Raw genomic sequence first — 23,094 nt, 5'->3', positions numbered from 1 at the left:
CGCCCTGTGTCGTCCGCCGCCGTTCGTTTCGCACCGTGCGTGCGCCCGCTCGCACGTGCACTCGCGTTACCTCTCGCGCTGCCGATCGCGGCGCTGCTGACGGGGGCCTGCCGTCAGGGCGACTCATCGCCGGCCCGCCGTGCGGTGGTGGACTCTCGCGACTGGTCCGATCCGGTCTCCCTCGATCCGGCGCGCGCCCCCGACGTGCCGTCGGGGCGCGCGGTCGCCTACCTCTTCGACGGACTCACCCGCTTCTCCCCCGCCGGGGCGGTGGAACCGGCGCTGGCCACCCGATGGGAGGTGTCGCCCGACGGCCTCAGCTACACCTTCCACCTGCGCGCGGGCGTCCGCTTCCACGACGGGTCGCCGCTGCTGGCGCGGCACGTGGTGCAGTCGTTTCGCCGGGTACTCGACCCGGCCACCAAAGCCGGCACGGTATGGCCGCTCTACCCCATCAAGGGCGCCCGGTCGATGGCCGACGGCAAAGGCACGACGCTCGGCGTGGCCGCCACCGACGACACCACCGTGGTGATCACGCTCGAGGAACCGCTGGCCATCTTCCCCAAGCTGCTGGCCATGCCGGTGGCATCGATCGTCCCCGACAACGTCGGCGCCGACTTCAGTGAAAAGCCGGTCGGCACCGGGCCGTGGCGGCTGGTGGAGTGGAAACACGACGACTACCTCAAGTTTGCGAAGAATCCCACCTACTTCGGTGGCGCACCGGCCATCGACACGCTGATCGCGCGCATCATCCCCGAACCCTCTACCGCGGTGGCGGAGTTTGAGGCGGGCACGGTAGACCTGCTATACGTGCCGGAGGACCAGACGCGTGATTGGGAGGACACGGACGACAAGAAGGGACGCCTCGTGAGCGCTCCGGCGCTCCGCCTCTGGTACATGGGGGTGAATACCACGCGCGGTCCGCTCAAGGACGTGCGGGTGCGGCAGGCGATTGCGCAGGCGCTCGACGTACCGACGCTGCTCTCACAGCTCCTGGCCGGCCGCGGCACTGTGGCCGCCGGGGTGATCCCCCCGTCCCTCGCCGGCGCCGATGCGTCGCGCAAGCCGTACGCGTACGACACCGTAGCCGCGCGGCGGCTGCTCACGGACGCCGGCTATCCGAACGGCGTCGACCTTGAGCTGTGGAGCTCACAGACCACGCCGTGGCCCCGCCTCGCGCAATCCATTCAGGCGTACCTCGGCGCCGTGGGAATCCGCCTGAAGCTCGTGCAGCGCGACGCCCCCAGCATGCGCGCCGCCGCCCGCGCGGGCCAGACGGACCTCGTCGTGAAGGATTGGTACGCCGACTATCCCGACGCCGAGAACTTCCTGTATCCGCTGCTGCACTCCGCCAACACCGGCGCCGGCGGCAACGTGAGCTTCTTCAGCAACCCCGACTTCGACCGCCTCGTGAGCGCCTCACGCCGCGAAAGCGACGACGCGAAGCGCACGGCGCTCTACAAATCCGCCGACTCGCTGGCCTACGCCCAGGTGGGGATGGTGCCGCTGTTCTTCTACAATGAAGTGTATGCGGTGCAGCCGTGGATCAGCGGATTCGAAGTGCCGGTGATCTTCAACGGGCAGCGATGGGACAAGGTGAAGCTGGTGGGGATGGAGCAGCGATAGCGGGGAAGAGCGGAGAGGCGCCGACGGGACAACTGACCGCGGTGTCTCGCGGCCGCGGCGGCCGATGGACCGGCTCCCGTGGTCGCGCGCCCGCAGTCGCGCGCCCGCAGTCCCCCGCTTCCGTCGTTAGCTTTTGCGCATGCTCGCGCTGCTTGCCCGCCGCCTCATCCTCTCGATCCCCACGCTTGCGGGCGTGCTCGCCGTCGTCTTCCTGTTGCTCTATGTCGCTCCCGGTGACCCTGTGCAGGCCATGGTCGGTGAGCGCGCCGACACGGCCACGATCACTCGGCTACGCGCGGAGCTCCGGCTCGACGATCCACTGCCGGTGCAGTTCACCAACTATGTCGGTCACATCCTCACCGGTGACCTCGGGCGCTCGTACATCACGGGCCGGCCCATCGTGGATGACATTGCGGAACGTTTTCCGCGCACCTTGCTGCTCGCGGGCGCCGCAATGCTGCTCGCCACCATTTCCGGCATCACCATCGGCGTCCTGGCCGCCATTCGCCCCAACGGCTGGTTCGACCGGCTGGCGCTCGCCGCCACCTATCTGGGCATCTCCTTTCCGGTCTACTGGATCGGCCTGTTGCTCATCGTCCTCTTCGCTGTCACGCTGCGCTGGCTACCGGCATCGGGGTTCGGACGCCTCGAGTACCTGGTGCTCCCCGCGCTCGCTCTCGGTTCGCGTAGCATCGCCTACCTCGCACGCGTCACCCGCGGGGCGATGCGCGAAGTCCTCAGCGCCGACTTCGTGCGCACCGCACGCGCGAAGGGGCTTGCCGAAGGCACGGTGATCGTACGGCACGCCCTGCGCAATGCGCTCATGCCCGTGGTCACCGTCATCGGCCTCGACTTCGGGGCGTACCTCACCGGTAGCATCCTCACCGAGACCATCTTCAGCTGGCCCGGTATCGGCCGCTACGTGGTCATGGCTATCTCGCGCCGCGACCTCCCCGCCGTACAGGGGTCGGTCCTCTTCCTGTCGCTCGTGTTCGTGACCGTCAACCTGATCACGGATGTGGCGTACCGGAAAGTCGATCCGAGAGTGGGGTGAACGGAGCAGCCTCCCACGACGCCCGACCAACCGGCCAGCGGCGTCGGGCGCTGTGCCTGAGCCCGTTCCCCGATTGCCCCGGCGCCCCTCGTGCCGTCGGAAGTTTCGCTGTTTGCCGGTTCCGGCCCTCGCTACATTGCGAGCATGAAGATCTATACTCGCTCCGGCGATGAAGGCGCCACCGCCCTGTTCGGCGGCGGCCGAGTCGGCAAAGACCACCCGCGCGTCGACGCCTATGGCGACGTGGACGAATTGAATGCCTCGCTCGGTATGGCGCGCTCCATTCAGATGATCCCACGGATCGACGAAGTGCTCGTGCCCATCCAGCGTGATCTCTTCGCCATCGGTGCGTTGCTGGCCACCCCCGATCTGGAGAAGATGCGCGATCACCTCACCAAGGCGCGCATCGACGAGGGGCGAATCGACGAGCTCGAGAAGGCGATCGATGCCTGCGAGCAAGAGCTCGAGCCGCTGCGCAGCTTCATCATCCCCGGGGGCACGCCCAAGGCGGCCGCATTGCACGTGGCGCGCACGGTATGCCGCCGCGCCGAGCGCCGCGTGGTGCACCTCGCGGCCGAAGTGGAGCTGCCGCACCTCGTCGTCATCTATTTGAATCGCCTCTCCGACCTGCTGTTCATGTTGGCCCGAGTGGCCAACAAGCGGGCCGGTGCCGGAGAAGTCACCTGGTAGTCCGCAGCACCTGACGATGCCGCCCGCGCCGACCCCGGTGCCCGCGCCACTCCATCTCCCGCTCGACTATCCAGTCTATTGTGAGGCGGGAGCCGTGGCGTACGTGGGGCGCATCGCCCAGCGTGCGGCGCCGTCACACCGCGTGGCCGTGATCACCGATCACACCGTGGCGTCGCATCACGCCGCCGCTCTGGTGGCGCAGTTTCCGGCGGAGCGCACGCGGCTCTTCGCCATCCCGCCCGGCGAGCAGGAAAAGACCCGCGCGCGGTGGGCCGAGCTCACCGATGCGCTTATCGCGTGGGGCGCCGGACGCGACACCACCGTCGTGGCACTCGGCGGCGGCGTGATCGGGGATCTCGCCGGATTCGTGGCCGCCACGTTCATGCGGGGGCTACCGGTGATTCAGGTCCCCACCACGCTGCTCGCCATGGTCGACGCCTCGGTCGGCGGCAAGACGGCACTCGATACGCCCGCAGGAAAGAATCTCGTCGGGGCGTTTCACAATCCGGCGGCGGTCGTGATCGACCCCGGCGTACTGGCCTCGCTCCCGCCGGCCACGCTGCGCAGTGGGTTGGCGGAGATGCTCAAGCATGGCGTGATCGCCGACGCGAGCTATTTCGACGCGGTGCTGCAGGCGCTCCCCGACCTGCTGTCGCTGGGAGCGGCGGCACCGCAATTCGCGCCACTCATTGCCGCCAGTGTGCAGATCAAGGCCAATGTGGTCGCCGAAGACACGCGCGAGGGCGGGCTGCGGCAGATCCTCAACTTCGGCCACACCATCGCGCATGCCATCGAGAAGGTGCAGTGCTACGACATGCGGCACGGCGACGCCGTAGCGATGGGGATGGTGACTGAGGCGCGGCTGGCCGAACAGGTGGGGGTGGCGGCGCCCGGTATTGCCGTGGCCGTGCGCGATGCGGTGCACCGCGCTGGCCTGCCGTGGCAGTTGCCGATCGGGATCGCCCTCGACGCCGTGATCGCCGAAACCCACGGGGATAAGAAGGCCCGGGGTGGGGCCGCACGATACGCGCTCCCGCGCGGCATCGGCGAGATGGAAAGCGCCGAGGGCGAGTGGGCCGTGCCCGTCGCCGACGACCTCGTGCGGACCGCGTTGCTCGAACAGGTCGCCTGACAGGACGGCCCGTCACTAGGAGGCCCGCGCGCCACACGGATGTGGGGCGCGCGGCGGGACGAGCGGCGGGACGAACGCTGGGACGAGCCTAATCGCGACAATCGAAGTCGGCCAGAAAGTGCCCCATCTCCCCGCTAATGTCGCTATACTGATTTGTTAATGATTTAATACGTCACATCCAGAAAATTTTCATTGACCGTCCCGACCGTGACCGTTATCGTGGCGCTCCCACCCAGATCGGGCCGGTCCCGACCCGATCTTCCGCACCATGCACGGCGAGGGCGTATGCAGGCAGCAGCTGCAACCAGGACTACCGAAGCACGCGCCAAGGGCTTCTTCCGTTCCGCTCCTTCCACGGCCTTCGACCAGTATCTCCACGATATTCAGAAGCTCCCCCTGATCACCGATGCGGCCGAAGAGCGCCGCCTCGCCCGCCTCGCCCAGAAGGGTGACGAAGCCGCGGCCGAGCGGCTGGTGACGGCGAACCTCCGGTTCGTGATCAGCTACGTGAAGAAGTATCAGGGGCACGGTCTCGATCTGTCCGAACTCGTTGCCATCGGCAACGAGGGACTGCTCAAGGCGGTCCGCAAGTTCGATCCCGATCAGGGCGTGAAGTTCATCTCCTACGCCGTGTGGTGGGTGCGCCAGGCCGTGCTCAAGGCACTCGCTGAACAGACCCGCTCCGTCCGCATCCCGCTCAACCAGAACTCCCAGCTCATTCGCATGGCGCGCGGCGAGATGATCCTCTCGCAGGTGCTCAACCGCGAAGCCAGCGACGCCGAGCTCGCCAAGCTGCTCGACGAACCGGTGGAACAGGTGCGCAATGCGCGCCAGATCAGCAGCACCGAAGTCTCGCTCGACGCGCCGGTCGACCGGCAGGACCGCGAAGCAAGCACCCTCGGCGAGCGGTTTGCCGGCGAAACCCACGCCGACATCGAGGACGGCACCGACTTCCGCCTCATGCGCGAGTTCATCGACCGCGTCTTCCGGAAGTACCTCACCCCGCGCGAGCGCAAGATCCTCTATCTCTACTACGGGCTCGACGAAGGGGCGGAAGCCATGACGCTCGAGCGCATCGGGGCCCTGATGGGCGTCACGCGTGAACGCATCCGGCAGATCCGCGAGCGAGCCTTCGAGAAGCTCCGCGAGTCGCCCGATGGCAGCGCCCTCGCGGGGTTCTGGGGCGCCGCCTGATCCCGACGGCGGTTCCCACGATCAGGTAACGCGGCAGACAGGAGAAACGGCGGGCACTCGAGAGAGCGAGTGCCCGCCGTTTCTTTCGCCGTCCGCATATCTTGCAGCATGCTCGTTTCGTCCCTCTCCACCATCGTCGGTGCCCGCTGGGTGAAGGTGCGGCGCCCGGAGCTGGCGCCGTACGACGCCGACGGACTGCCCGGCTACCGCGCCACGCCGTCGCTGGCGGTGCTGCCGGGCACGAAAGACGAACTGATCGCCGTCGTGTGTGAACTCGCGCGGCAGGGCGTGCCCTGGGTGCCGCGCGGCGCGGGCACCGGGCTCTCCGGCGGAGCGCTCGCCGACGACGTGGTGCTGATCGGGCTCAATCGCCTCACGCGCATCATCGAGGTGGATCCGGTGAACCGGCTCGCCCGCGTGGAACCGGGCGTGGTCAATGCGAAGCTCTCGCGCGAAACCACGCGCTACGGGCTGCAATATGCCCCCGATCCCTCGAGCCAGACGGTCTGCACGATCGGCGGCAACGTCGCCGAAAATGCCGGTGGGCCGCACTGCCTCAAGTACGGGGTGACCATGAATCACGTGGTGGAGTGCGAGGTGCTGCTCCCCGACGGGACCATCACGCGCCTCGGCGGGGCCTATCGCGAAGCGGATGGGTACGACCTCCTCGGCGCATTCGTGGGAAGTGAAGGCTGTTTCGGCATTGCGACCGAGGTCACCGTACGCCTCGTGCCGCTCCCCGATGCCGTGCACACGTTGCTCGCCGATTTCTCGAGCGTGAACGATGCCGCGCACGCGGTCTCGCGCATCGTCGCCACCGGGATCGTGCCCGCCGCCCTCGAGATGATGGACAACGCCACCATCCGTTGCGTGGAAGCGAGCATCTATGCCGCGGGCTATCCGGTGGATGCCGCGGCGATCCTGCTCTGCGAGGTGGACGGCGTGCCCGACGGCCTCGACGACGACGTGGCCCTCATTCGCGACGCCTGCATGACGAGCGGTGCCCGCGGGGTGCGCGTGGCCACCGAAGCCGCGGATCGCCTGCGCCTCTGGCAGGGGCGCAAGAAGGCGTTCGGCGCCATGGGGCGCCTCGCCCCCGCGCTCGTGGTGCAGGACGCCGTCGTACCACGCACGAAACTGCCCGACGTGCTCGCCGCCATCGACGCCATCGGTGCGCGCCACGGAGTGCGCGTGTGCAACGTGTTCCACGCCGGCGACGGCAACCTGCACCCGAACATTCCGTACAACGCCGACGATGCCGACGAAAGCGCGCGCGTGCACGCGGCGATGTCGGAGATCATGCACGCCTGCGTTCGCGCCGGCGGCACCATCACCGGCGAACACGGCGTGGGGCTCGACAAGTTGCCGTACATGGACTCGCTCTTCGACGCCGAGTCGCTCGACGCGATGTGCCGCGTGCGAAGCGCCTTCGATCCCGATCGGCGCGCCAACCCTGGCAAGGTGGTGCCGGTACATGCCTGTCGTGAATGGCACGGGACGCGCGCGTCGCGGAGCGGCGCCCGCCCATGAGCGGCACCGACACGACGATGATCACACCGGCCTCGGTCACCGAGTTGCGCGACGTCTTGCGTACCGCCACCGAGCCGTTGCGCGTGCAGGGGCGCGGCAGTTGGCTGCACGGCGGCGGCCCGTGGGCGACCGCCCAGGCCTTGTCCACGACGGCATTGCGTGGCGTGGTGGAGTACATCCCGGGAGACCTCGTCATCACCGTACGCGCCGGCACCACGCTCGCGGAGCTCGCCGAGGTGACTGGCGCACACGGGCAGATGCTCGCGATTGCCCCCTACGCCACGCAGGATCGCGCCGCACCCGGGATCGTCGACGCGACCGTGGGGGCCATGATCGCCACGGCGTCCCCAGCGCCGCTCCCCTTGGCCGACATGACCGCGCGCGATCTCGTGCTGGGGGTGCAAGTCGTCACCGGCGACGGCGCCGTGACCAGGGCCGGTGGCCGCGTGGTGAAGAACGTGGCCGGTTTCGATCTGGTGCGACTACACACCGGCGCCTTCGGCACGCTTGGCGTGATCACCGAGGTCAGCCTGCGCCTGCACGCACGCCCGCCGCACGACACCCTCGTGCGCGCCCCGCTGCGCGACTCGGTCGCCGAGGTGATCCCGCGGCTGGTGATGCAGCGGGCGCCGCTCCCCATGCTGCTCGAACTGTCCGCCCACGACGACCCGGTGCTCTGGGCACGCTGCGCCGGCAACGCGGCGCGCACCAGCGCACTCATGGATCGGGTCGGCGCGATGGGCCTCCTCCCACAACACGGGCAACACTGGTCGCTGCGGGAGGAGGGGGGCGCTCACCTCGATGCCGTGCGGGCCACGCCCCGGAACACGGTCGTCGTGCGGGCACGCATGCCACTCTCCGACGCCGTGCCGTTGGTGCGGGCGGCGCGTGAGGTGTTTCCCTCCAGTACGCTGCGCTTCGATCCCGCCACGGGGGGCCTGCGCGTGCTCGTGCCGGTCGCACACGCGTCGGCGCTCGATCACGACATCGCCACCCTGGGTCGACGCGCGGCCGCGGGCGGCGCCACGCACCCCATCTCCGTCGTCGTCGACCAGTACCGCGCCGCGCCGCGTGTCCTCACGCCGATCGAAGCGGAGATCAAGCGGGGCTTCGATGCACGCGGCATACTCAACCCGCTCGCCGCGGTGCCACACACGACCAACGCGCCCGCCGCGTACTGACGTCCTTACCATCATGGCGCCCTCCGCATCGACGACGCGTATCCCCGCACCGGGGTGTGCCCTGCCCGGTTCGCCGCTCGCACAGGCCTCCGCTGGGCTCGACGCCTGCGTACACTGCGGCTTCTGCCTGCAGGCGTGCCCCACCTACGTGAATCTCGAGGACGAAAACGATTCGCCGCGCGGGCGCCTCGTGCTCATGCGGCGCATGCTCGAGGGCAGCATCCCGCTCACCGATGAAGGTGCCGCCCAACACATCGACCGCTGCCTCGGCTGTCGTGCTTGCGAAACCGCCTGTCCGTCGGGCGTGCCGTACGGCGACCTGCTCGAAGCCACGCGCGCCACGATGGCCCCCGCGCGCGGTCTGCCGCTGATCGCGCGGGTGATCCTTGCCGTGTTCAGCAACCACCTGCTGCTGCGCACGGCGCTGCGTGGTGCCCGCGCCTTCCGCGCCACTGGACTGCCGCGGGTGCTCGCCCGCCTGCTCCCCCGCCGCCTCGCCTTCCCCATGGCGATGCTCGCGTCCACCTCTCCGACCCGCATTGTGGGCTCCCGCAGTTCACGCTCCCGCACTGCCAGCGCCCGTCCCTCGAGCTCCCGCAGTGCCGCCGCTCCCCACGCCAGTCCCTCGCGCGTTTCGCTGCTCGACGGGTGCGTGATGTCCGGCCTCTTCGCGCACGTCAACGACGCCACCCACACCGCGCTCCAGGCCAACGGGTTCACACCCTGCACCACCAGCGGCCAGCGCTGCTGCGGTGCCTTGCACGCGCACGCCGGGGATCTGAACGGTGCACGCGCGCTCGCCCGCGCCAATATCGCCGCGTTCGAGCAGTCCGATGCCGCCCTCGTGGTGGTCAACGCCGCCGGCTGCGGTGCGATGCTGAAGCAGTACGGCCACCTGCTGCACGACGACCCCACCTGGGCCGCGCGCGCCGCTGCGCTCTCGCACAAGACACGCGACGTGAGCGAACTGCTCGCGTCCGCCGGCCCCGTGCCCGGCGACCGCGCCGTCCCGGTGCGCGTGACGCACGACGCCCCGTGCCACCAGATGCACGCACAGCGCATCGTGCAACCGCCGCTCGCCGTGCTGCAGGCGGTCCCCGGCCTCGAACTCGTGCCGCTGGAAGACACCGATCAATGCTGCGGCTCCGCCGGCATCTACAACCTGATCGAACCTGGGACCTCCGACGCCGTGCTCGCCCCCAAGCTGCAACGCATCCACGACACCCGCGCCCAGATCGTGGCCTCCGGCAACCCGGGGTGCATGATGCAGATCGGCGCAGGACTGATTCTGGAGCGAAGCGAGACCGCGGTGGCGCACCCGGTCGAACTGCTCGCGGCCAGCTACGAGCGGTGAGCGGTGAGCGGTGAGGGCTGAGAGGGAGCGGTGAGCCCCTCACCACTCGCCCGCGCCGCTCCCCTCTGGCCCCAGAGGAAGCAGGTTCGTAACGTGTGGTATGCCGCGTCTCGTCCTGCCCCTCCTGCTCTCGTCCGCGCTGCTGGCCGCTCACCTCCCGGCGCAGCCCCCCGTGCGCGCCCGCGTGCGCGGTGAGGTGCTCGACAGCATCCGCCAGAAGCCACTGACCGGTGCCACGGTGCAGCTCGTCGCGGCCGACACCCCCGGCCGCATCCTCGCCGCGGTGTCCAACCTCCAGGGGATCTTCCAGTTCGACGATGTGCCCGCGGGCGTCTATCTCGCCGGCTTCCTCCACCCCGTGCTCGACACCCTTGGCGTGGAGAGCAATCTGTTTCGCGTGGAAGTGAGCACGACCGAAACGATCACCATCGGCCTCGGGACCCCATCGGCCGGCACGCTCATCGAGGCCCGGTGCGGCGCGCCGAGCGCCGAGCTCCCGCGCGGCATGTTCTTCGGCACCGTCAGGCAGACCAACGGCACGCCGCTCACGGGGCCGGCCCGGGTACGCGCCCAGTACAACACCAATCGCATCGTGGACAAACGCCTCGAGCGCGTCCCCAATGTGCGCATTGCGAGCAGCAACGCGGAGGGCACCGTGGCGGTCTGCGGCGTCCCCCCCAACGGCACCATCATCGTGCGCGGCTTCGCGGGCAGCGACAGTAGCGGCTTCGCCGAACTCGCGGTTCCGCGCCACGGCCTGCTGCTGCGCGACCTGTACATCGGGCCCGCCACCCGCGTGGCAGCCAAGTCGTCACGTACCTCCAGCACGCTCACCGGCGCCGCCTCCGTGCGCGGGGTGGCGCGCAACCAAACCGGCCAACCGATCACCGGCGCGCGCGTGACGGTGTGGGGCACCGGCGTGGAAGTGGCCAGCAACGCCGCGGGACAGTACCAGATCGTGGCGATGCCCGAGGGTACCTACACCATTGAGGCACGCGCGCTCGGCTACCAGCCGCATCGCGCCACGATCGATCTCAGTGCCGCGCGCGAGAGCGTGGCCGACATGGTGCTCACACCGCTCGTCACCAGCATCGACACCATGCGCGTACGCGCCAACCGCGCGGTACCGCTCGACGAATTCAATCGCCGTCGCAAGACCGGCTTCGGCCACTTCCTCGACGAAGACGACATCAAGAAGAAGGCGCCCACCTACATGGGCGACATCTTCCGTGGCATCCCCGGCGTGGTCACCATGCCCGGCCAGTTTGGACGCGATCGCGTGCTGATCCGCAGCACGGGCATGACCGGTGACTGCGCGCCGGCGATCTTCATCAATGGGTTGTACGTGAATATCGAGGACGGTGACCTCGACAACATCATCAACCCCAAGGACGTGCGCGCGATCGAGCTCTACTCGCGCATTGCCAGCATTCCGCTGCAGTTCCAGACGCGCAACGGCTGCGGCTCCGCCGTGATCTGGACCGGCGCGCGCACCGACGACCCGCCCGCGCGCCGCTGATGCGGCCCTCGCTAGTGCGACCCTCGCTGAGGCGCATGAGACTCGCCGCCTTGCCGGCACTGTGCCTCCTGACTCCGTCGCCCGGGCGGGCGCAGCCCTCGGCGCAGGCCTCGGCGCAAGCGTCGGCGCCACCACTCTCCGCCTTCGCCTCCGCCAAGGCCGAACGATTGATGCGCGAAAAGGCCAGCTGCCTGGGCTGCCACCAGCTCAGGGGCGAAGGCGGCGTGCTGGCCCCATCGCTGCACGACGTACGCACCCGCCGCGATCCCGCCTATATCGCCGCCATGGTGAGCGACCCGCAGCACACCAAGCCAGGCGCCGCCATGCCGCGGGTGCGCATGCCCGCCAGCGAACGCGCGCTCCTCGTGCGCTATCTCGGCGGCGATCCCGCGCGCATCGTGGACCAGCCCGCACCCATGGTTGCAACCACCACGCCCGACGGCAAGGCGCTCTATCGGCAGTGGTGCGCCGGCTGCCACGGCGCCACCGGCAACGGTGACGGCCCCAACGCCAAGGCACTCCCCGTGCCTCCCGCGAAGCACAGCAGCCGTCAGGCCATGAGTGCCCGCAGCGACGACGCCCTCTTCGATACCATCGAGGCCGGCGGCAGCGTGATGAACCGCAGTCACCGCATGCCCGCCTTCGGTGGTTCACTCGGCACACCGGACATTCGTACGCTCGTGGCGTACATCCGCACGCTGTGCAAGTGCCAGGGGCCGCAGTGGTCCCGCGACGGGGGAACACCGTGAGCTCCGCCGCCTCCGCTGCCGTCGCCGTCATCGTGGCCGTTCTCTGCCTATCGGCCTGCTCGGAACCGGCCGCCACAACCGACGAGCCCACCGCACTCACCACCGCCGCCCTCGAAGCACCCGCCCCCGCACCGCAGCCCACCGATTTCGCCGGATCGGCCTCCTGCGTGGGCTGCCACGCGGAGCAATCGAAGGCGTGGAGCGCCTCCACGCACGGGAATGCCGGTGGCGTGCCGGGAAGTCGCACCAACCCCGCAAAGGTGATCGCCCCCTTCGACGGGCGGGTCATCCGCTTCGCCGACGCCACCGTCGTGCCGCGGGTGCGCGACGGCGCGTACGAGTTCGTGGTGCAACGCGCCGGGGAGACCGACACGACCTATCGCGTGACCGGCGTCATCGGCGGCGGGCACATGGAGGGCGGCGGTACGCAGGGCTTCGTGACCAACTGGCGCGACGGCACCGTGCGCTTTCTCCCCTTCGACTGGAGTCGCCACAACCGCACCTGGTTCTGCCATACGGGCACGCGCGTCGATCGGGGATGGCAGCCCATCACCCCTCGCCTGAAGCTCGCCGACTGCGGCGACTGGCCGCCGTCGCGCATCCTCGGCGACGACCCCCGCTTCAGCAACTGCCAGTCGTGCCACGGCAGCAACATCACCGTCTCGTTCGACGAGACCCGCCAGCAGTGGTCCACCGACGTGCGCAGCTATGCGGTGGATTGCGAAAGCTGCCACGGCCCCGCGAAGACGCACGTGCAGCGCATGCAGGCGGGGAGCACCGCGGCCGACATCGGCCTCGTGTCGCTCGCCACCCTCTCCAAGGACGAGTCGGTGGGCACCTGCATGGGGTGCCACGCACTCAAGACCCGCTTGGCCAACGGCTACGTCCCCGGCGCGAAGCTCACCGACTACTACGCGGTCCACCTCACGCAGCTGGGAGACAAGCCCTTCACGCCCGACGGGCGCACGCGGACGTTCGCGTATCAGGAGGGGCACTACGCCAGCGACTGCTATCGCAACGGCGGTATGACCTGCGCGTCGTGTCACGATCCGCATTCGCAAGGCTATCGCACCGTGGACGGCCAGCCCATCCCCGGGCGGGTCGACGACCGGCAGTGCACCAGCTGTCACGCTAGCAAACGTGACAACGTGACGGCCCACACGAAGCACCCCGTGGGCAGCCGCGGCAGCAACTGCGTGTCATGCCACATGCCGTACGAACAGCAGCACGAACTCGGGCGCGCGATCCGGTACGGGCGGAGCGATCACACGATCGCCATTCCGCGCGTGGTGCTCGACGCCTCGCTCGGCCTCGTAGGCGCCTGTCGCTCCTGCCACGCCAACCAAAGCGTGCAGGCGCTCGACGCGCAGGCCACCGCGTGGTGGGGCACCCTCAAGCCGCACGAGCCCGCGGTGGCCGGGGTGCTCGCCGCGCGTGGCGTGACCGACGAAACGCGGGCGACACCCCTGCTGTTGCACCCCACCTCCCGCCACGTACCGGCGCAGATCGCCGGGCTGGGCGAATGGCTCGATCGGTTCGGCACGGCCCCGCGCAGCGACCTGCCGGCAGCGGCCCAGGAGCGCCTCACCGCGCTGGCCGACAGCCCGGAGCTCGATATCCAGGCCCTCGCGCTGGCCACCCTGCACTACACGCGCGGCGACGACCGACGCATCCGGGCGCTGCTCGCGCGGCACCTCGAACCCGAAGCCAACCGGAGCGCGCTGCGCCGCCGCTGGGCCGCCGTCCTGGGGGGGATCGGCGACGCCGCCCGGGAGGCCGGCCGCTTCGATGCGGCCACGGCCGCCTACCGCGCCGCACTCGAAGTCACCCCCAACGCCCCGGCGCTGCTCGTGAACCTCGGCCTCGCCCATGCCGCCCGCGGCGATGTGGATCAGGCGCTGACGGCCTACCAGCGTTCGCTCCGGGCCGACCCCCGCCAGCCGCTGGCAGAGGTCAACCTGGGGGTGACGCTGGAGCAGCGGGGCGACGCGGCCGGCGCGCAGGCCGCCTACGAACGCGCCATCGCCCTCGACCCCACCATGGCCCTCCCGTACCTCAACCTCGGCACCACCTTGCTGCGGGCCGACCGGGCCGCCGAGGCGCGTCCATGGCTGGAACAGGCGCTGGCGCGCGATCCCGGGCTGGCAAGCGGCCATTTCCAACTGGCTCTGGTGCACCTCAAGGCGGGCGACCTGGCCGGCGCCGAGCGCGCCGTCCGCCGCTCGCTGGCCCTGGATGCAGCGAACCCCGAGGCCGCCAAGCTGCTCGACGCGTTGCTCGAGGCGAAAGGGGCGGGTCGCTGACGGCGGACCGCTGACGGCGGACCGCTGACGGCGGACCGCGGTTCGTCCCACGGAGTCCGTGACCTGAGGCCGGACTTCCCGATACGCCGTTTTCAGTAGACGACAAGACGCGAAAAGAGGGGACGAACGCCCCGAATGATTGTTGCCGGTTTGAGACACGAGGCGCATATTCGGGAGCTTGTTCGTCGTACCCGACCTCCACGTCGGGTTCATCCCTCGTACCTGCAGGAGGCAAGGAATGCCCGGAGCTCTTCTCGCGCGAAGCTCACGCTTCGTCGCCGCGTTGCTGCTCGCCCTGGCCGTGCCGTTGGCACGCAGTCATGCCCAGGGGAACCCAGCCATCATCGAAGGCCGCGTCACGGACGCTGCCACCCAGCGCCCGCTCGAAAACGTGCAAGTCACGATCGACGGCACCACGCTGGGCGCGATGACCAACGCATCAGGCAACTACCGCATCACGGGTATTCCCGTCGCCGGCGCCACGGCCGACGTGGTCGTGCGGGTGCGTGCCATCGGTTACTCGCGCGAAACCCGCACGGTGCAGGTCAGCGCCGGCCAGACGGTGAAGCGCGACTTCGCCGTGACCGTGTCGGCCATCCAGCTCAACCAGGTCGTCGTGACCGGTTCGGGCCAGAAGACGGAAGTGAAGCGCCTGGGCAACACGGTGGCCGTCATCCAGCCCCCCGCCAACGCGCCCATCAACGACATCTCGAACCTGCTCACCGCGCGTGAGCCGGGCGTGTCCGGCCTCGTGTCGGGCGGTCTGTCGGGCGAAGGCGCGAAGATCCGCATCCGCGGTAACGCGTCGCTCTCGCAGTCCAACGAGCCGATCATCTTCGTCGACGGCGTGCGTATCAACTCCGGCGGCGGCTTCGGCATCGGCACCGGCGGCGGTGGTTCGCCGTCGCGTATCGACGACATCGACCCCAGCACGATCGAGCGCGTCGAAGTGCTCAAGGGCGCGGCCGCGGCCACGCTGTACGGCACGGAAGCCTCGAACGGCGTGATCCAGTTCTTCACCAAGGCCGGCTCGTCGTCGTCGCCGCGCTGGACGATGCAGCTGCAGCAGGACGCGGTGAGCTTCGGCGACGCCGTGGCCCACAACTCCGGCTTCGCCCGCTCGCAGCCGCGCGCCGACTCGCTGGCGCAGTTCTGGGGCATCCCCGGCCTCAAGGCGTTCCAGGTCTTCGAGGTACCGATCTTCCGCGACTACTTCACGGAAACGGGGCTCGGCAACACGCTGTCCACGAGCGTGCAGGGTGGCGGCCAGTCGCTCACCTACTTCATGAGCGGCCGCTACTACAACGAAAACGGCCCGTTCGGCGGTGAGGACATCGGTCCGGCCCGCGACAAGGTGCGCCGCATCCAGACGTCGGCCAACTTCTCGCTCATCCCGACGAAGAACCTCCGCGTCCGCTTCAACAACTCGTACTTCAACACCGCCAACGAAGCGCCCGAGAACAACAACAACATCTACGGCGTGAACTCGTTGTCGTACATGGCGCGCCCCGAGCTCGCCAACTGCAACCTCTCGTCGTACGTGTCGCCGGGCGTCTGCTCGGGCGCCGGCAACCGCTTCGGCAACCAGGCCTTCATGACGGCCCGCGAAGCGATGTACCAGACGAACAAGTCGAACGTGCAGCGCTACGTGGGTACGCTCGACGGCTCGTACACCGCCACCGAGCGCCTCACGCTGTCGTCGACCTTCGGCTTCGACTACGCCGCGCAGCGCGACTTCGGCTTCTCGCCGTTCGGCTACAACGTCGACCTCTTCACGTCGAACAACCCGGACGGCTCGCGTGCCGTGTTCTCGGGTGGCACGCGCGTGCTCACGCTCGACGGCAAGATCGCCTACAACCGTGACTTCGGCCCGTTCACCACGAGCAACGTCGCGGGTCTGCAGGTCTTCAACAACCGCACGGAAACGAACTCCGGGTCGTCGAACTTCTTCCCGGGCCCCGGCATCGAAGTGGTGGGCGCGGGCGGCCAGAACATCTCGGCCGGTGAGTCGTTCCTCACCACCGTCAACGGCGGCTACTTCGCGCAGTCGCAGATCGGCTGGAAGGATTGGGTGTTCGGCACCGTCGGCGGCCGCTACGACTTCTCGTCGGCGTTCGGCGAAAACGCCGGTGGCGTGTTCTACCCGAAGGTCTCGCTCTCCGTGGTGCCCTCGGATCGCTCGGGCTGGAACAGCACGCTCGTCTCCACGTTCCGCCTCCGTGCCGCCATCGGGCAGTCGGGCCGTCAGCCCGGCGCCTTCGACCAGTTCACCACCTTCGCGCCGCAGGTCACGGCGGTCGGTGCCGGCCTCATTCCGTCGGCGCTCGGCAACCCGGACCTCCGCCCGGAAATCTCCACCGAAATGGAAGGCGGCTTCGAAGCCGGCCTGTTCAACAACAAGGTCGCCCTCGAGTACACCGCGTGGCGCCGCACTGTGGCCGACGCCCTCGTGCCGCGCACCTTCCCCACGTCGGGTGGCTTCCGCAACGCGCAGCTCACCAACATCGGTGAGATCAACGCCAACGGCATGGAAATCGGCCTGCGCTCGCAGGTGATCAACAAGAACACCAACAAGCTCGAGCTGTTCGCCAACGCGGCGTATCTCAACCAGACGCTGGCCAGCCTCGGCGGCGCGCCGGCCATTCGCGTGTCGGGCGGCTACGCGCGCTACCGCATCTACCTCAAGGAAGGCGCGCCGCTCGGCTCGATCTACGAGCCCCGTCTCGCCGGTGCCTGCGGCCAGGTGCCCGCCACCAACTCGGCCAACAAGCCGATCACCTGCTACAACGCGGCGGACCAGATCCCGATCAGCTTCAACGGCCGCGGCACCGCCGCGACGCGTGCGGAACTGCTCGCCTACTTCGCGCAGCCGCGTGACATCCAGACGTCGGCCGTCCAGTCGGCGCTGCAGCCGCTGATCGCCGACTACGACGGCAGCGGCATCCTCTTCGAGCAGAACGTGGGCAAGAGCATCCCCACGTGGACCGGCGCCTTCGGTGGCACGTGGTCGTTCGCGAACCACTGGAAGATCCAGTCCACGCTCGAGTACCGCACCGGCTACATGATCTCGAACCTCACCGACGGCTTCCGCCTCTCGCAGCATCCGTCGATCGGTTCGAACCGCAAGGAATTCTCCGAAATCCAGGCGGTCATGCAGAACCCGGCCAGCACGCCGGAGCAGCGCGTGGCGGCCGCCGAGACGTACATCCGCGGCTATCGTCGCCTCCTGGAGCCGGGCCTGTACCAGGCGCAGAACGGCAACTTCCTGCGCTGGCGCGAACTCGCGGTCACCTACGACCTCGGCGCTGACCTCGCCAAGAAGCTCGGCTTCCGCAACGCGGCCATCACGTTCGCCGGTCGTAACCTGCTGCTCTTCACCAAGTATCCGGGTCAGGACCCCGAGTCGAACGAAAACGGTCGCGGCTCCGTGGGCGCCCTGCAGGACAACTTCCAGAATGCGACGGACGGCTTCGGTCTCCCGATCCCGCGCCGCATTTCGCTCGCGCTCAACCTCAACTTCTGATAGGAGCCCGAACCCGTATGCATCATCGAAACACGATCGGGGGATCGGCACGCCTGCGTAAGGCGCTCGGCACGGCAGCCGCCGTACTGGGTGCCGCCTCGCTGGCCTCCTGCACGGTCTTCTCCACGGAAGTGAAGAACCCCAACGCCGTCACCGAAGACGCCATCGCCACCGCGTCGGCCGCTGCCGGCTCGCTGGTGACGGGCCTGTACGGCGCCGTCAACGCGGCAGGGAACCAGCTCACCGGCACCAGCGGCGCGGCGTCGGACGAGCTCACGTGGGTGGGTTCCCGTGAATACTGGAACCTGCTCGACGTGGGTGACCTGGGTGACCCGCTCAACGAGTACACCGACGGCCAGTATCCGTATGTGAGCCAGGCCCGCTGGATGGCGAACTACGTGATCCCGAAGCTCGAGGGGTACGACAAGACCAACTCGCTGCGCAACCGCGCCGATCTGGCGCAGGCGTATTTCCTGGCGGCCACGATCTACACGCTCATCGGCGAGAACTACGAGAACTTCATCATCTCGTCCGATCGCGTGAACAACGGCGACCCGGTGGGTGAGAACAACATGCGCGTCATGTTCGACTCGGCCATCGTGTACACCGGCAAGGGCATCACCGTGGCCACGGCGCTCAACAACCAGCCACTCCGGGCCCGTCTGCTCGGCATGCAGGCGCGCGCGAAGTGGTCGAAGGCGGTGTGGGCCACGCTGCGCACCCCGCGCGGCTTCCCGGCCAACCCGCTGATCAACGATGCAGGCGCCAACGCCGATGCTGCCGCCGCGCTCGCCGCGTTCGGCAACAACGGCGCGCGCTACCGCTTCGACGTGATCGCACAGAACGCCGGTGGCTGGTTCTCCACGGGCTCCGAGATGAACTCGCGTCTCGAAATCCGCGCCGGCAACCGCTACATCGTGCCGAACGCGGCCGGCACGCGTCCGGTCGATGGAGCCGCGGGTATCGCCATGCGTGACCCCATCACGGGCACCACGGATCCGGTGACGCTCAAGAACATCGACGAGTGCTGCCGCCTCTCCTCCACGGTCAACGTGGGCTGGACGGCGAGCTCGGCGAAGGAAATGCTCCTCATCCTCGCCGAAGCCGCACTCGCCTCGGGCAACACCGCCACGTTCCAGCAGCGCATCAACGAGATCCGCGCGGTGGACGGCCTGCCGGAGTGGACCCCGGCGAGCCCCGTGTCGGCGCGCGACATCCTGGTCCATTCGCGCCAGGTGAACCTGTTCCTGCAGGCCCGTCGCCTCACGGACCACTACCGCTTCCAGATCCGTGCGGATCGTTGGGTGAGCACGCGCGGCAACAAGCCGTGCTTCTTCCCGATCTCGTACAACGAGCGGCAGCAGAACCCCAAGGCCCCGCAGCCGGCGCAGGATCGTCCGGCGGCGTGCCAATAAGCAGCACCATGTAGCAGCGGACCGGTCGGGCTGAGCCCGACCCCCGCACCACGGGATCCGAAACTCCCCGCGGCTCACGAGCATCTCGTGAACCGCGGGGAGTTTCGCGTGTCGGGGGGGAGTCGGGGCTGTGCCTGCGCACGCGCAGCCGCTCTCTGTCCCCCCTCGTGAATCGGTCGTATCTTCTGCGCATGCCCACACCGCAGACTCGCCTCCGCCGCGCCGCTGCCCCGGTGCTCGCCCTCGCCGCGTGGACCACCGCGCTGCCGATCATGGGCTGCTACAGCTACGTGCCCGTGGCCAACGGCACGGCCCCCAGGCCCGGCGACGCCACGTTGCTGCTTACCGCCGCCGGCACGATGGCCGTGCAACAACGACTCGGGGAGAACGTGCGCGAAGTGGACGGCACCATCGTGCGCGTGACCACCGACTCGATCGAAGTGATGGTGTCGCAGGTCAGCACCGTCACGCGCGAACGCTTCCCGCAGAACGGCGCCAGCGCCACCATTGCCCGCGCGCATATCGAGCGCGTCTCCGAACGTGTCTTTTCGAAGCGGCGCACCTGGGGCCTCGTGATCGGCGTGGCCGCCGTGATTGCCACCGCCCTCGGTGCCACAACGGCCGCGAGCGCATCGAGCGACGGGCCGGGCGGCGGCGGAGGCATACAGCCGTAACGGAGGCAACGGCGAACCGCGAATCGCTCCCACCGTTGCCCACTCCCGCTTCACCCGCCGTTCCCCCCACCGTTCCCCCCACCAACCCACCGCTCCCCATGTCTTCCCGCCGCGACTTCCTCGCCACGTCCTCCGCGTCACTTGCCGCCCTCACGCTCACCGGTTGCGCCAAGGCGGGGGCCGACGGGGCCGGCGGCACCAGCGCGGCGTCGGAGCTGCCCCCCGCCATTGCGGCGCTCACGCCCATGACCGACGGCGTGGTACCCATTTCCGTCGACGAGCGGCGCGCGCGACTGGAGAAGGCACGCCGGCTGATGGTGGAGAACAAGCACGATGCGCTCATGCTCGCCGGCGGCACGAGCATGGAGTACTTCACCGGCATGCGGTGGGGCAACAGCGAGCGGCTGCTCGCGGTCGTCATTCCTGCCAAGGGCGCGCCGTTCCTCGTGACGCCCAAGTTCGAGGAAGAGCGCGCGCTCGAGCAGGCGCACATGGGACCGCTCGGCAAGGAAGCCACCGTGTACGCGTGGGAAGAACACGAGAACCCGTACGAGTTCTTCGCCAAGGGGTTGAAGGATCGCGGTCTTTCCACCGCCACGATCGGCGTGGAAGAGACGGTCAAGTTCCAGTTCAGCGACGGGGCCGCGCACATCCCACAGGTCAGAACGGCAAACGGAACCCCCGTCACCGCGGGCTGCCGCATCTTCAAGGACGCGCACGAACTCGCGCTCATGCGGCACGCCAGCAAGGTCACCTTGATTGCCTACGAAGCGGCCTACAAGTCACTCAAGGAAGGGATGACGCAGGATGACTTCGAGGAGCTCGTGCAGGTCGCCCACAAGCGACTCGGCTACAGCGGGAGCGCCGGGGTGCAGGTGGGCAAGTACAGCGCGCTGCCGCACGGCAGTGCCACGCCCCAGGTCGTGCAGGAAGGGAGCATCCTGCTGATCGACGGCGGATGCAAAGTGGAAGGCTACAGCTCCGACATCTCGCGCACGTTCGTGCTGGGCAAGGCCACCCAGCGCATGAAGGACGTCTTCGAAATCGAGTTCAAGGCGCAGAGCGCCGCGCTCGCCGCCGCCAAGCCCGGCGTACCCTGCGAAGCCGTCGATGCCGCGGCACGCCAGGTGATCGTCGATGCCGGTTTTGGTCCAGACTACAAGTTCTTCTCGCATCGCGTGGGACACGGGATGGGCATGGATGGACACGAGTGGCCGTATCTCGTGCGGGGGAATACCCTGCCCCTGGCCCCCGGCATGGTGTTCTCCGACGAACCGGGCATCTACATCCCCGGTGAATTCGGCATCCGTCTCGAGGACGATATGGTGATCACCGAAAACGGTGCCGAGCTGTTCACGCCGCAGTCGGAGAGCCTCGAAAAGCCGTTCTGACATGCGCGCCTGCATCTTCGCTTTCGACGGCGTCCTCGCCGCCACGATCCCGCTGCGCGCGCAGTCGCTGGTGCTCGCCGTCGAAGCCGAAGGGCACGTGATCGATACCGCCCGCGTGGAGTCGGTAATCCCGGGGCGCTCGATGCTCGAGGCAGCGCAGCTCCTGTTGCCGACGGCGGCGAGCGATCCCACACTCGCCGAGCTGGTGGCCATGCGCGCGCAGCGAAGCTATCGGGCGTTGGTGGCGCACGGTGTATCGTTCGACCGCGAGTCCCTTGGCCTGCTGCACGCCGCCGTGGGCCGAGGTGATCGTATCGTGGTACGCGCCGACAGCGAACGGCGCGACGTGGAACCGCTGCTGGCGCTCGCCGGGCTCGAACACGTGGTGCACCTCCTGCGCGCCAGCGACGACCCACCGCGCGGGGTGGTACCATCACTCGAGCGCAGCTGGCAGGCGATTGATCAACGGCTGGAAAGTCTGGCGATCACCGTGAGCGAGAGAACCGCATGGGAAGCGCATGCGGCAACGGCGGCGGTGGCGAAGACGGTCGTTTCTCAGGTAACATTCCCTTCAGGATCGAATTGAGCAGGACCGGCTGTATTGTTTGTCGTATTCAATTACCCTTCGACTTGTGACTGACCCAACTGCACATTCCGCACCTGACTTGCGGTACCCATTGCCGCTGTCTCCCGACGACGTCGAGTCGTACCGTGACCTGCGACGCGAGGCGGTATGGATTGAATCGATGAGTCACTGGAGCAGCATTCACGGCCCCAAAGCGGTCGATGCGCTCAACGGACTCGTCACCAATGACGTCAGCCAGCTTGCCGTGGGCATGGGGCAGCATGCCGTTGCGCTCACCCCCAAGGGCAAGGTCGTGTGCGACATGTACATCGCGCGCACCGACGACGACCGCTTCCTGCTGACCATGCAGCGCCGCTGCGCCCCGGCGTGGATGGAGCTGGCGCGCAAGTACATCAATCCGCGCCTCGCCACCGTCACCGACGAGTCGACGCGATGGGCGACATGGATGATCTACGGCATCAACGCGGTGCAGGCGGTCGCCAACCTTGGGGGGGCCGCATCCACCGTAGAGAACCTCGGCGACGTCATGGTGTGCGGGTTGGCCGATTGGCCAGTGTGGTCACATGGCCTGTGGAACATTGGCACGGGGTGCGTGCGCCTTGCGCGCGTGCCGACTGCGGGGACAATCCCGGGCTTCATGCTGCTGACCGAAGCCACGAATGCCGACCTGGTCCGCGCCCGCCTCGAAGCCTCCGCAATGCGCCGCGCGTCTCGCGATGTGTTGACGCTTGCCCGCGTCGAAGGCGGCCGCCCCGCCTTCGGCATCGACATGGACGAGAACACGATCCCGCAGGAAGCCAACCTCGACACCTTGGGAGCGATCTCGTTCACCAAGGGGTGCTACACGGGCCAGGAAACGGTGGCACGGGTGCACTTCCGTGGTCACGTGAACCGCCATCTCCGGGGCCTCGTGGCCGGTGAACCCATACCGCGGCACGCCCACGTGCTCGACGGCAATGGCAAGGACGTCGGCGAGGTGCGGAGCACCGTGATCTCCCCCCGCCTCGGACCGATTGCGCTGGCGATGCTCCGCCGTGAAGTGCAGCCCGGCGATCCCCTCCGGGTGCAGGCGGGCGAACGGGAGATCGAGGCGAGGATGGTGGTGCTGCCGTTTCCGGAATAGCGGCGCATCGCAAACGGCCCGCCGCCGTCACTCACGGACAAAAAAAGAGC

Annotated in this window: 17 protein-coding genes; all 17 read left to right on the top strand. The window is 68.5% G+C overall.

The genetic code is table 11. From position 1 onward, the window contains the following. Window positions 1–39: 39 nt before the first annotated feature. The 17 genes from ACIQ51_RS04990 (at window position 40) to ACIQ51_RS04910 (ending at window position 23,044) form a co-directional block, all read left to right on the top strand. Entirely contained in the window at window positions 40–1,626 is a 1,587-nt protein-coding gene (locus ACIQ51_RS04990; RefSeq protein WP_396203910.1) for an ABC transporter substrate-binding protein, read from the top strand. 139 nt (window positions 1,627–1,765) lie between these two features. After that, a complete protein-coding gene (locus ACIQ51_RS04985) occupies window positions 1,766–2,680 on the top strand; it encodes an ABC transporter permease (protein WP_396203909.1) in 915 nt (304 codons plus the stop codon). Between the two features lie 144 nt (window positions 2,681–2,824). Continuing rightward, window positions 2,825–3,370 carry a cob(I)yrinic acid a,c-diamide adenosyltransferase gene (locus ACIQ51_RS04980; RefSeq protein ID WP_396203908.1) on the top strand — a complete coding sequence of 182 codons (546 nt, stop codon included), beginning with the start codon at window positions 2,825–2,827 and terminating at the stop codon, window positions 3,368–3,370. Between the two features lie 16 nt (window positions 3,371–3,386). Then, the gene (aroB, locus tag ACIQ51_RS04975; protein ID WP_396203907.1) at window positions 3,387–4,502 is read left to right on the top strand and encodes a 3-dehydroquinate synthase; all 1,116 of its coding nucleotides are present in this window, start codon (window positions 3,387–3,389) and stop codon (window positions 4,500–4,502) included. 285 nt (window positions 4,503–4,787) lie between these two features. After that, window positions 4,788–5,696: an RNA polymerase sigma factor RpoD/SigA gene (locus tag ACIQ51_RS04970; protein ID WP_396203906.1), complete on the top strand. Its 909-nt coding sequence runs from the start codon at window positions 4,788–4,790 to the stop codon at window positions 5,694–5,696. Between the two features lie 108 nt (window positions 5,697–5,804). Further along, entirely contained in the window at window positions 5,805–7,226 is a 1,422-nt protein-coding gene (locus ACIQ51_RS04965) for an FAD-linked oxidase C-terminal domain-containing protein (protein ID WP_396203905.1), read from the top strand. Next, a complete protein-coding gene (locus ACIQ51_RS04960) occupies window positions 7,223–8,407 on the top strand; it encodes an FAD-binding protein (RefSeq protein WP_396203904.1) in 1,185 nt (394 codons plus the stop codon). The genes ACIQ51_RS04965 and ACIQ51_RS04960 overlap by 4 nt, the downstream gene beginning before the upstream one ends. Window positions 8,408–8,420: 13 nt before the next feature. Next, window positions 8,421–9,761 carry a (Fe-S)-binding protein gene (locus ACIQ51_RS04955; protein WP_396203903.1) on the top strand — a complete coding sequence of 447 codons (1,341 nt, stop codon included), beginning with the start codon at window positions 8,421–8,423 and terminating at the stop codon, window positions 9,759–9,761. A 100-nt stretch (window positions 9,762–9,861) separates the two neighbouring features. Then, window positions 9,862–11,280, top strand: coding sequence for a carboxypeptidase regulatory-like domain-containing protein (locus tag ACIQ51_RS04950; RefSeq protein WP_396203902.1), 1,419 nt, complete (start codon window positions 9,862–9,864; stop codon window positions 11,278–11,280). A gap of 35 nt (window positions 11,281–11,315) precedes the next feature. Further along, window positions 11,316–12,029 (top strand): c-type cytochrome, encoded by a 714-nt coding sequence (locus tag ACIQ51_RS04945; RefSeq protein ID WP_396203901.1) that lies wholly within the window; start codon window positions 11,316–11,318, stop codon window positions 12,027–12,029. Then, a complete protein-coding gene (locus ACIQ51_RS04940; protein WP_396203900.1) occupies window positions 12,026–14,332 on the top strand; it encodes a tetratricopeptide repeat protein in 2,307 nt (768 codons plus the stop codon). The genes ACIQ51_RS04945 and ACIQ51_RS04940 overlap by 4 nt, the downstream gene beginning before the upstream one ends. Before the next feature lie 238 nt (window positions 14,333–14,570). Next, window positions 14,571–17,855 (top strand): SusC/RagA family TonB-linked outer membrane protein, encoded by a 3,285-nt coding sequence (locus ACIQ51_RS04935; RefSeq protein ID WP_396203899.1) that lies wholly within the window; start codon window positions 14,571–14,573, stop codon window positions 17,853–17,855. Between the two features lie 17 nt (window positions 17,856–17,872). After that, window positions 17,873–19,270, top strand: coding sequence for a RagB/SusD family nutrient uptake outer membrane protein (locus tag ACIQ51_RS04930; protein WP_396203898.1), 1,398 nt, complete (start codon window positions 17,873–17,875; stop codon window positions 19,268–19,270). 191 nt (window positions 19,271–19,461) lie between these two features. After that, window positions 19,462–19,944: a hypothetical protein gene (locus ACIQ51_RS04925; RefSeq protein ID WP_396203897.1), complete on the top strand. Its 483-nt coding sequence runs from the start codon at window positions 19,462–19,464 to the stop codon at window positions 19,942–19,944. Window positions 19,945–20,042: 98 nt separating this feature from the next. Beyond that, on the top strand, window positions 20,043–21,335 hold the full coding sequence (locus ACIQ51_RS04920; RefSeq protein WP_396203896.1) for a M24 family metallopeptidase: 1,293 nt from the start codon (window positions 20,043–20,045) through the stop codon (window positions 21,333–21,335). Between the two features lies 1 nt (window position 21,336). Continuing rightward, window positions 21,337–21,921 carry a hypothetical protein gene (locus tag ACIQ51_RS04915; protein ID WP_396203895.1) on the top strand — a complete coding sequence of 195 codons (585 nt, stop codon included), beginning with the start codon at window positions 21,337–21,339 and terminating at the stop codon, window positions 21,919–21,921. Between the two features lie 79 nt (window positions 21,922–22,000). Further along, window positions 22,001–23,044 (top strand): YgfZ/GcvT domain-containing protein, encoded by a 1,044-nt coding sequence (locus ACIQ51_RS04910; RefSeq protein WP_396203894.1) that lies wholly within the window; start codon window positions 22,001–22,003, stop codon window positions 23,042–23,044. Window positions 23,045–23,094: the final 50 nt, after the last annotated feature.

It is taken from the genome of Gemmatimonas sp. (genome assembly GCF_044344655.1).
GTDB lineage: Bacteria > Gemmatimonadota > Gemmatimonadetes > Gemmatimonadales > Gemmatimonadaceae > Gemmatimonas.
This window is presented reverse-complemented; position numbering and strand designations above follow the sequence as displayed.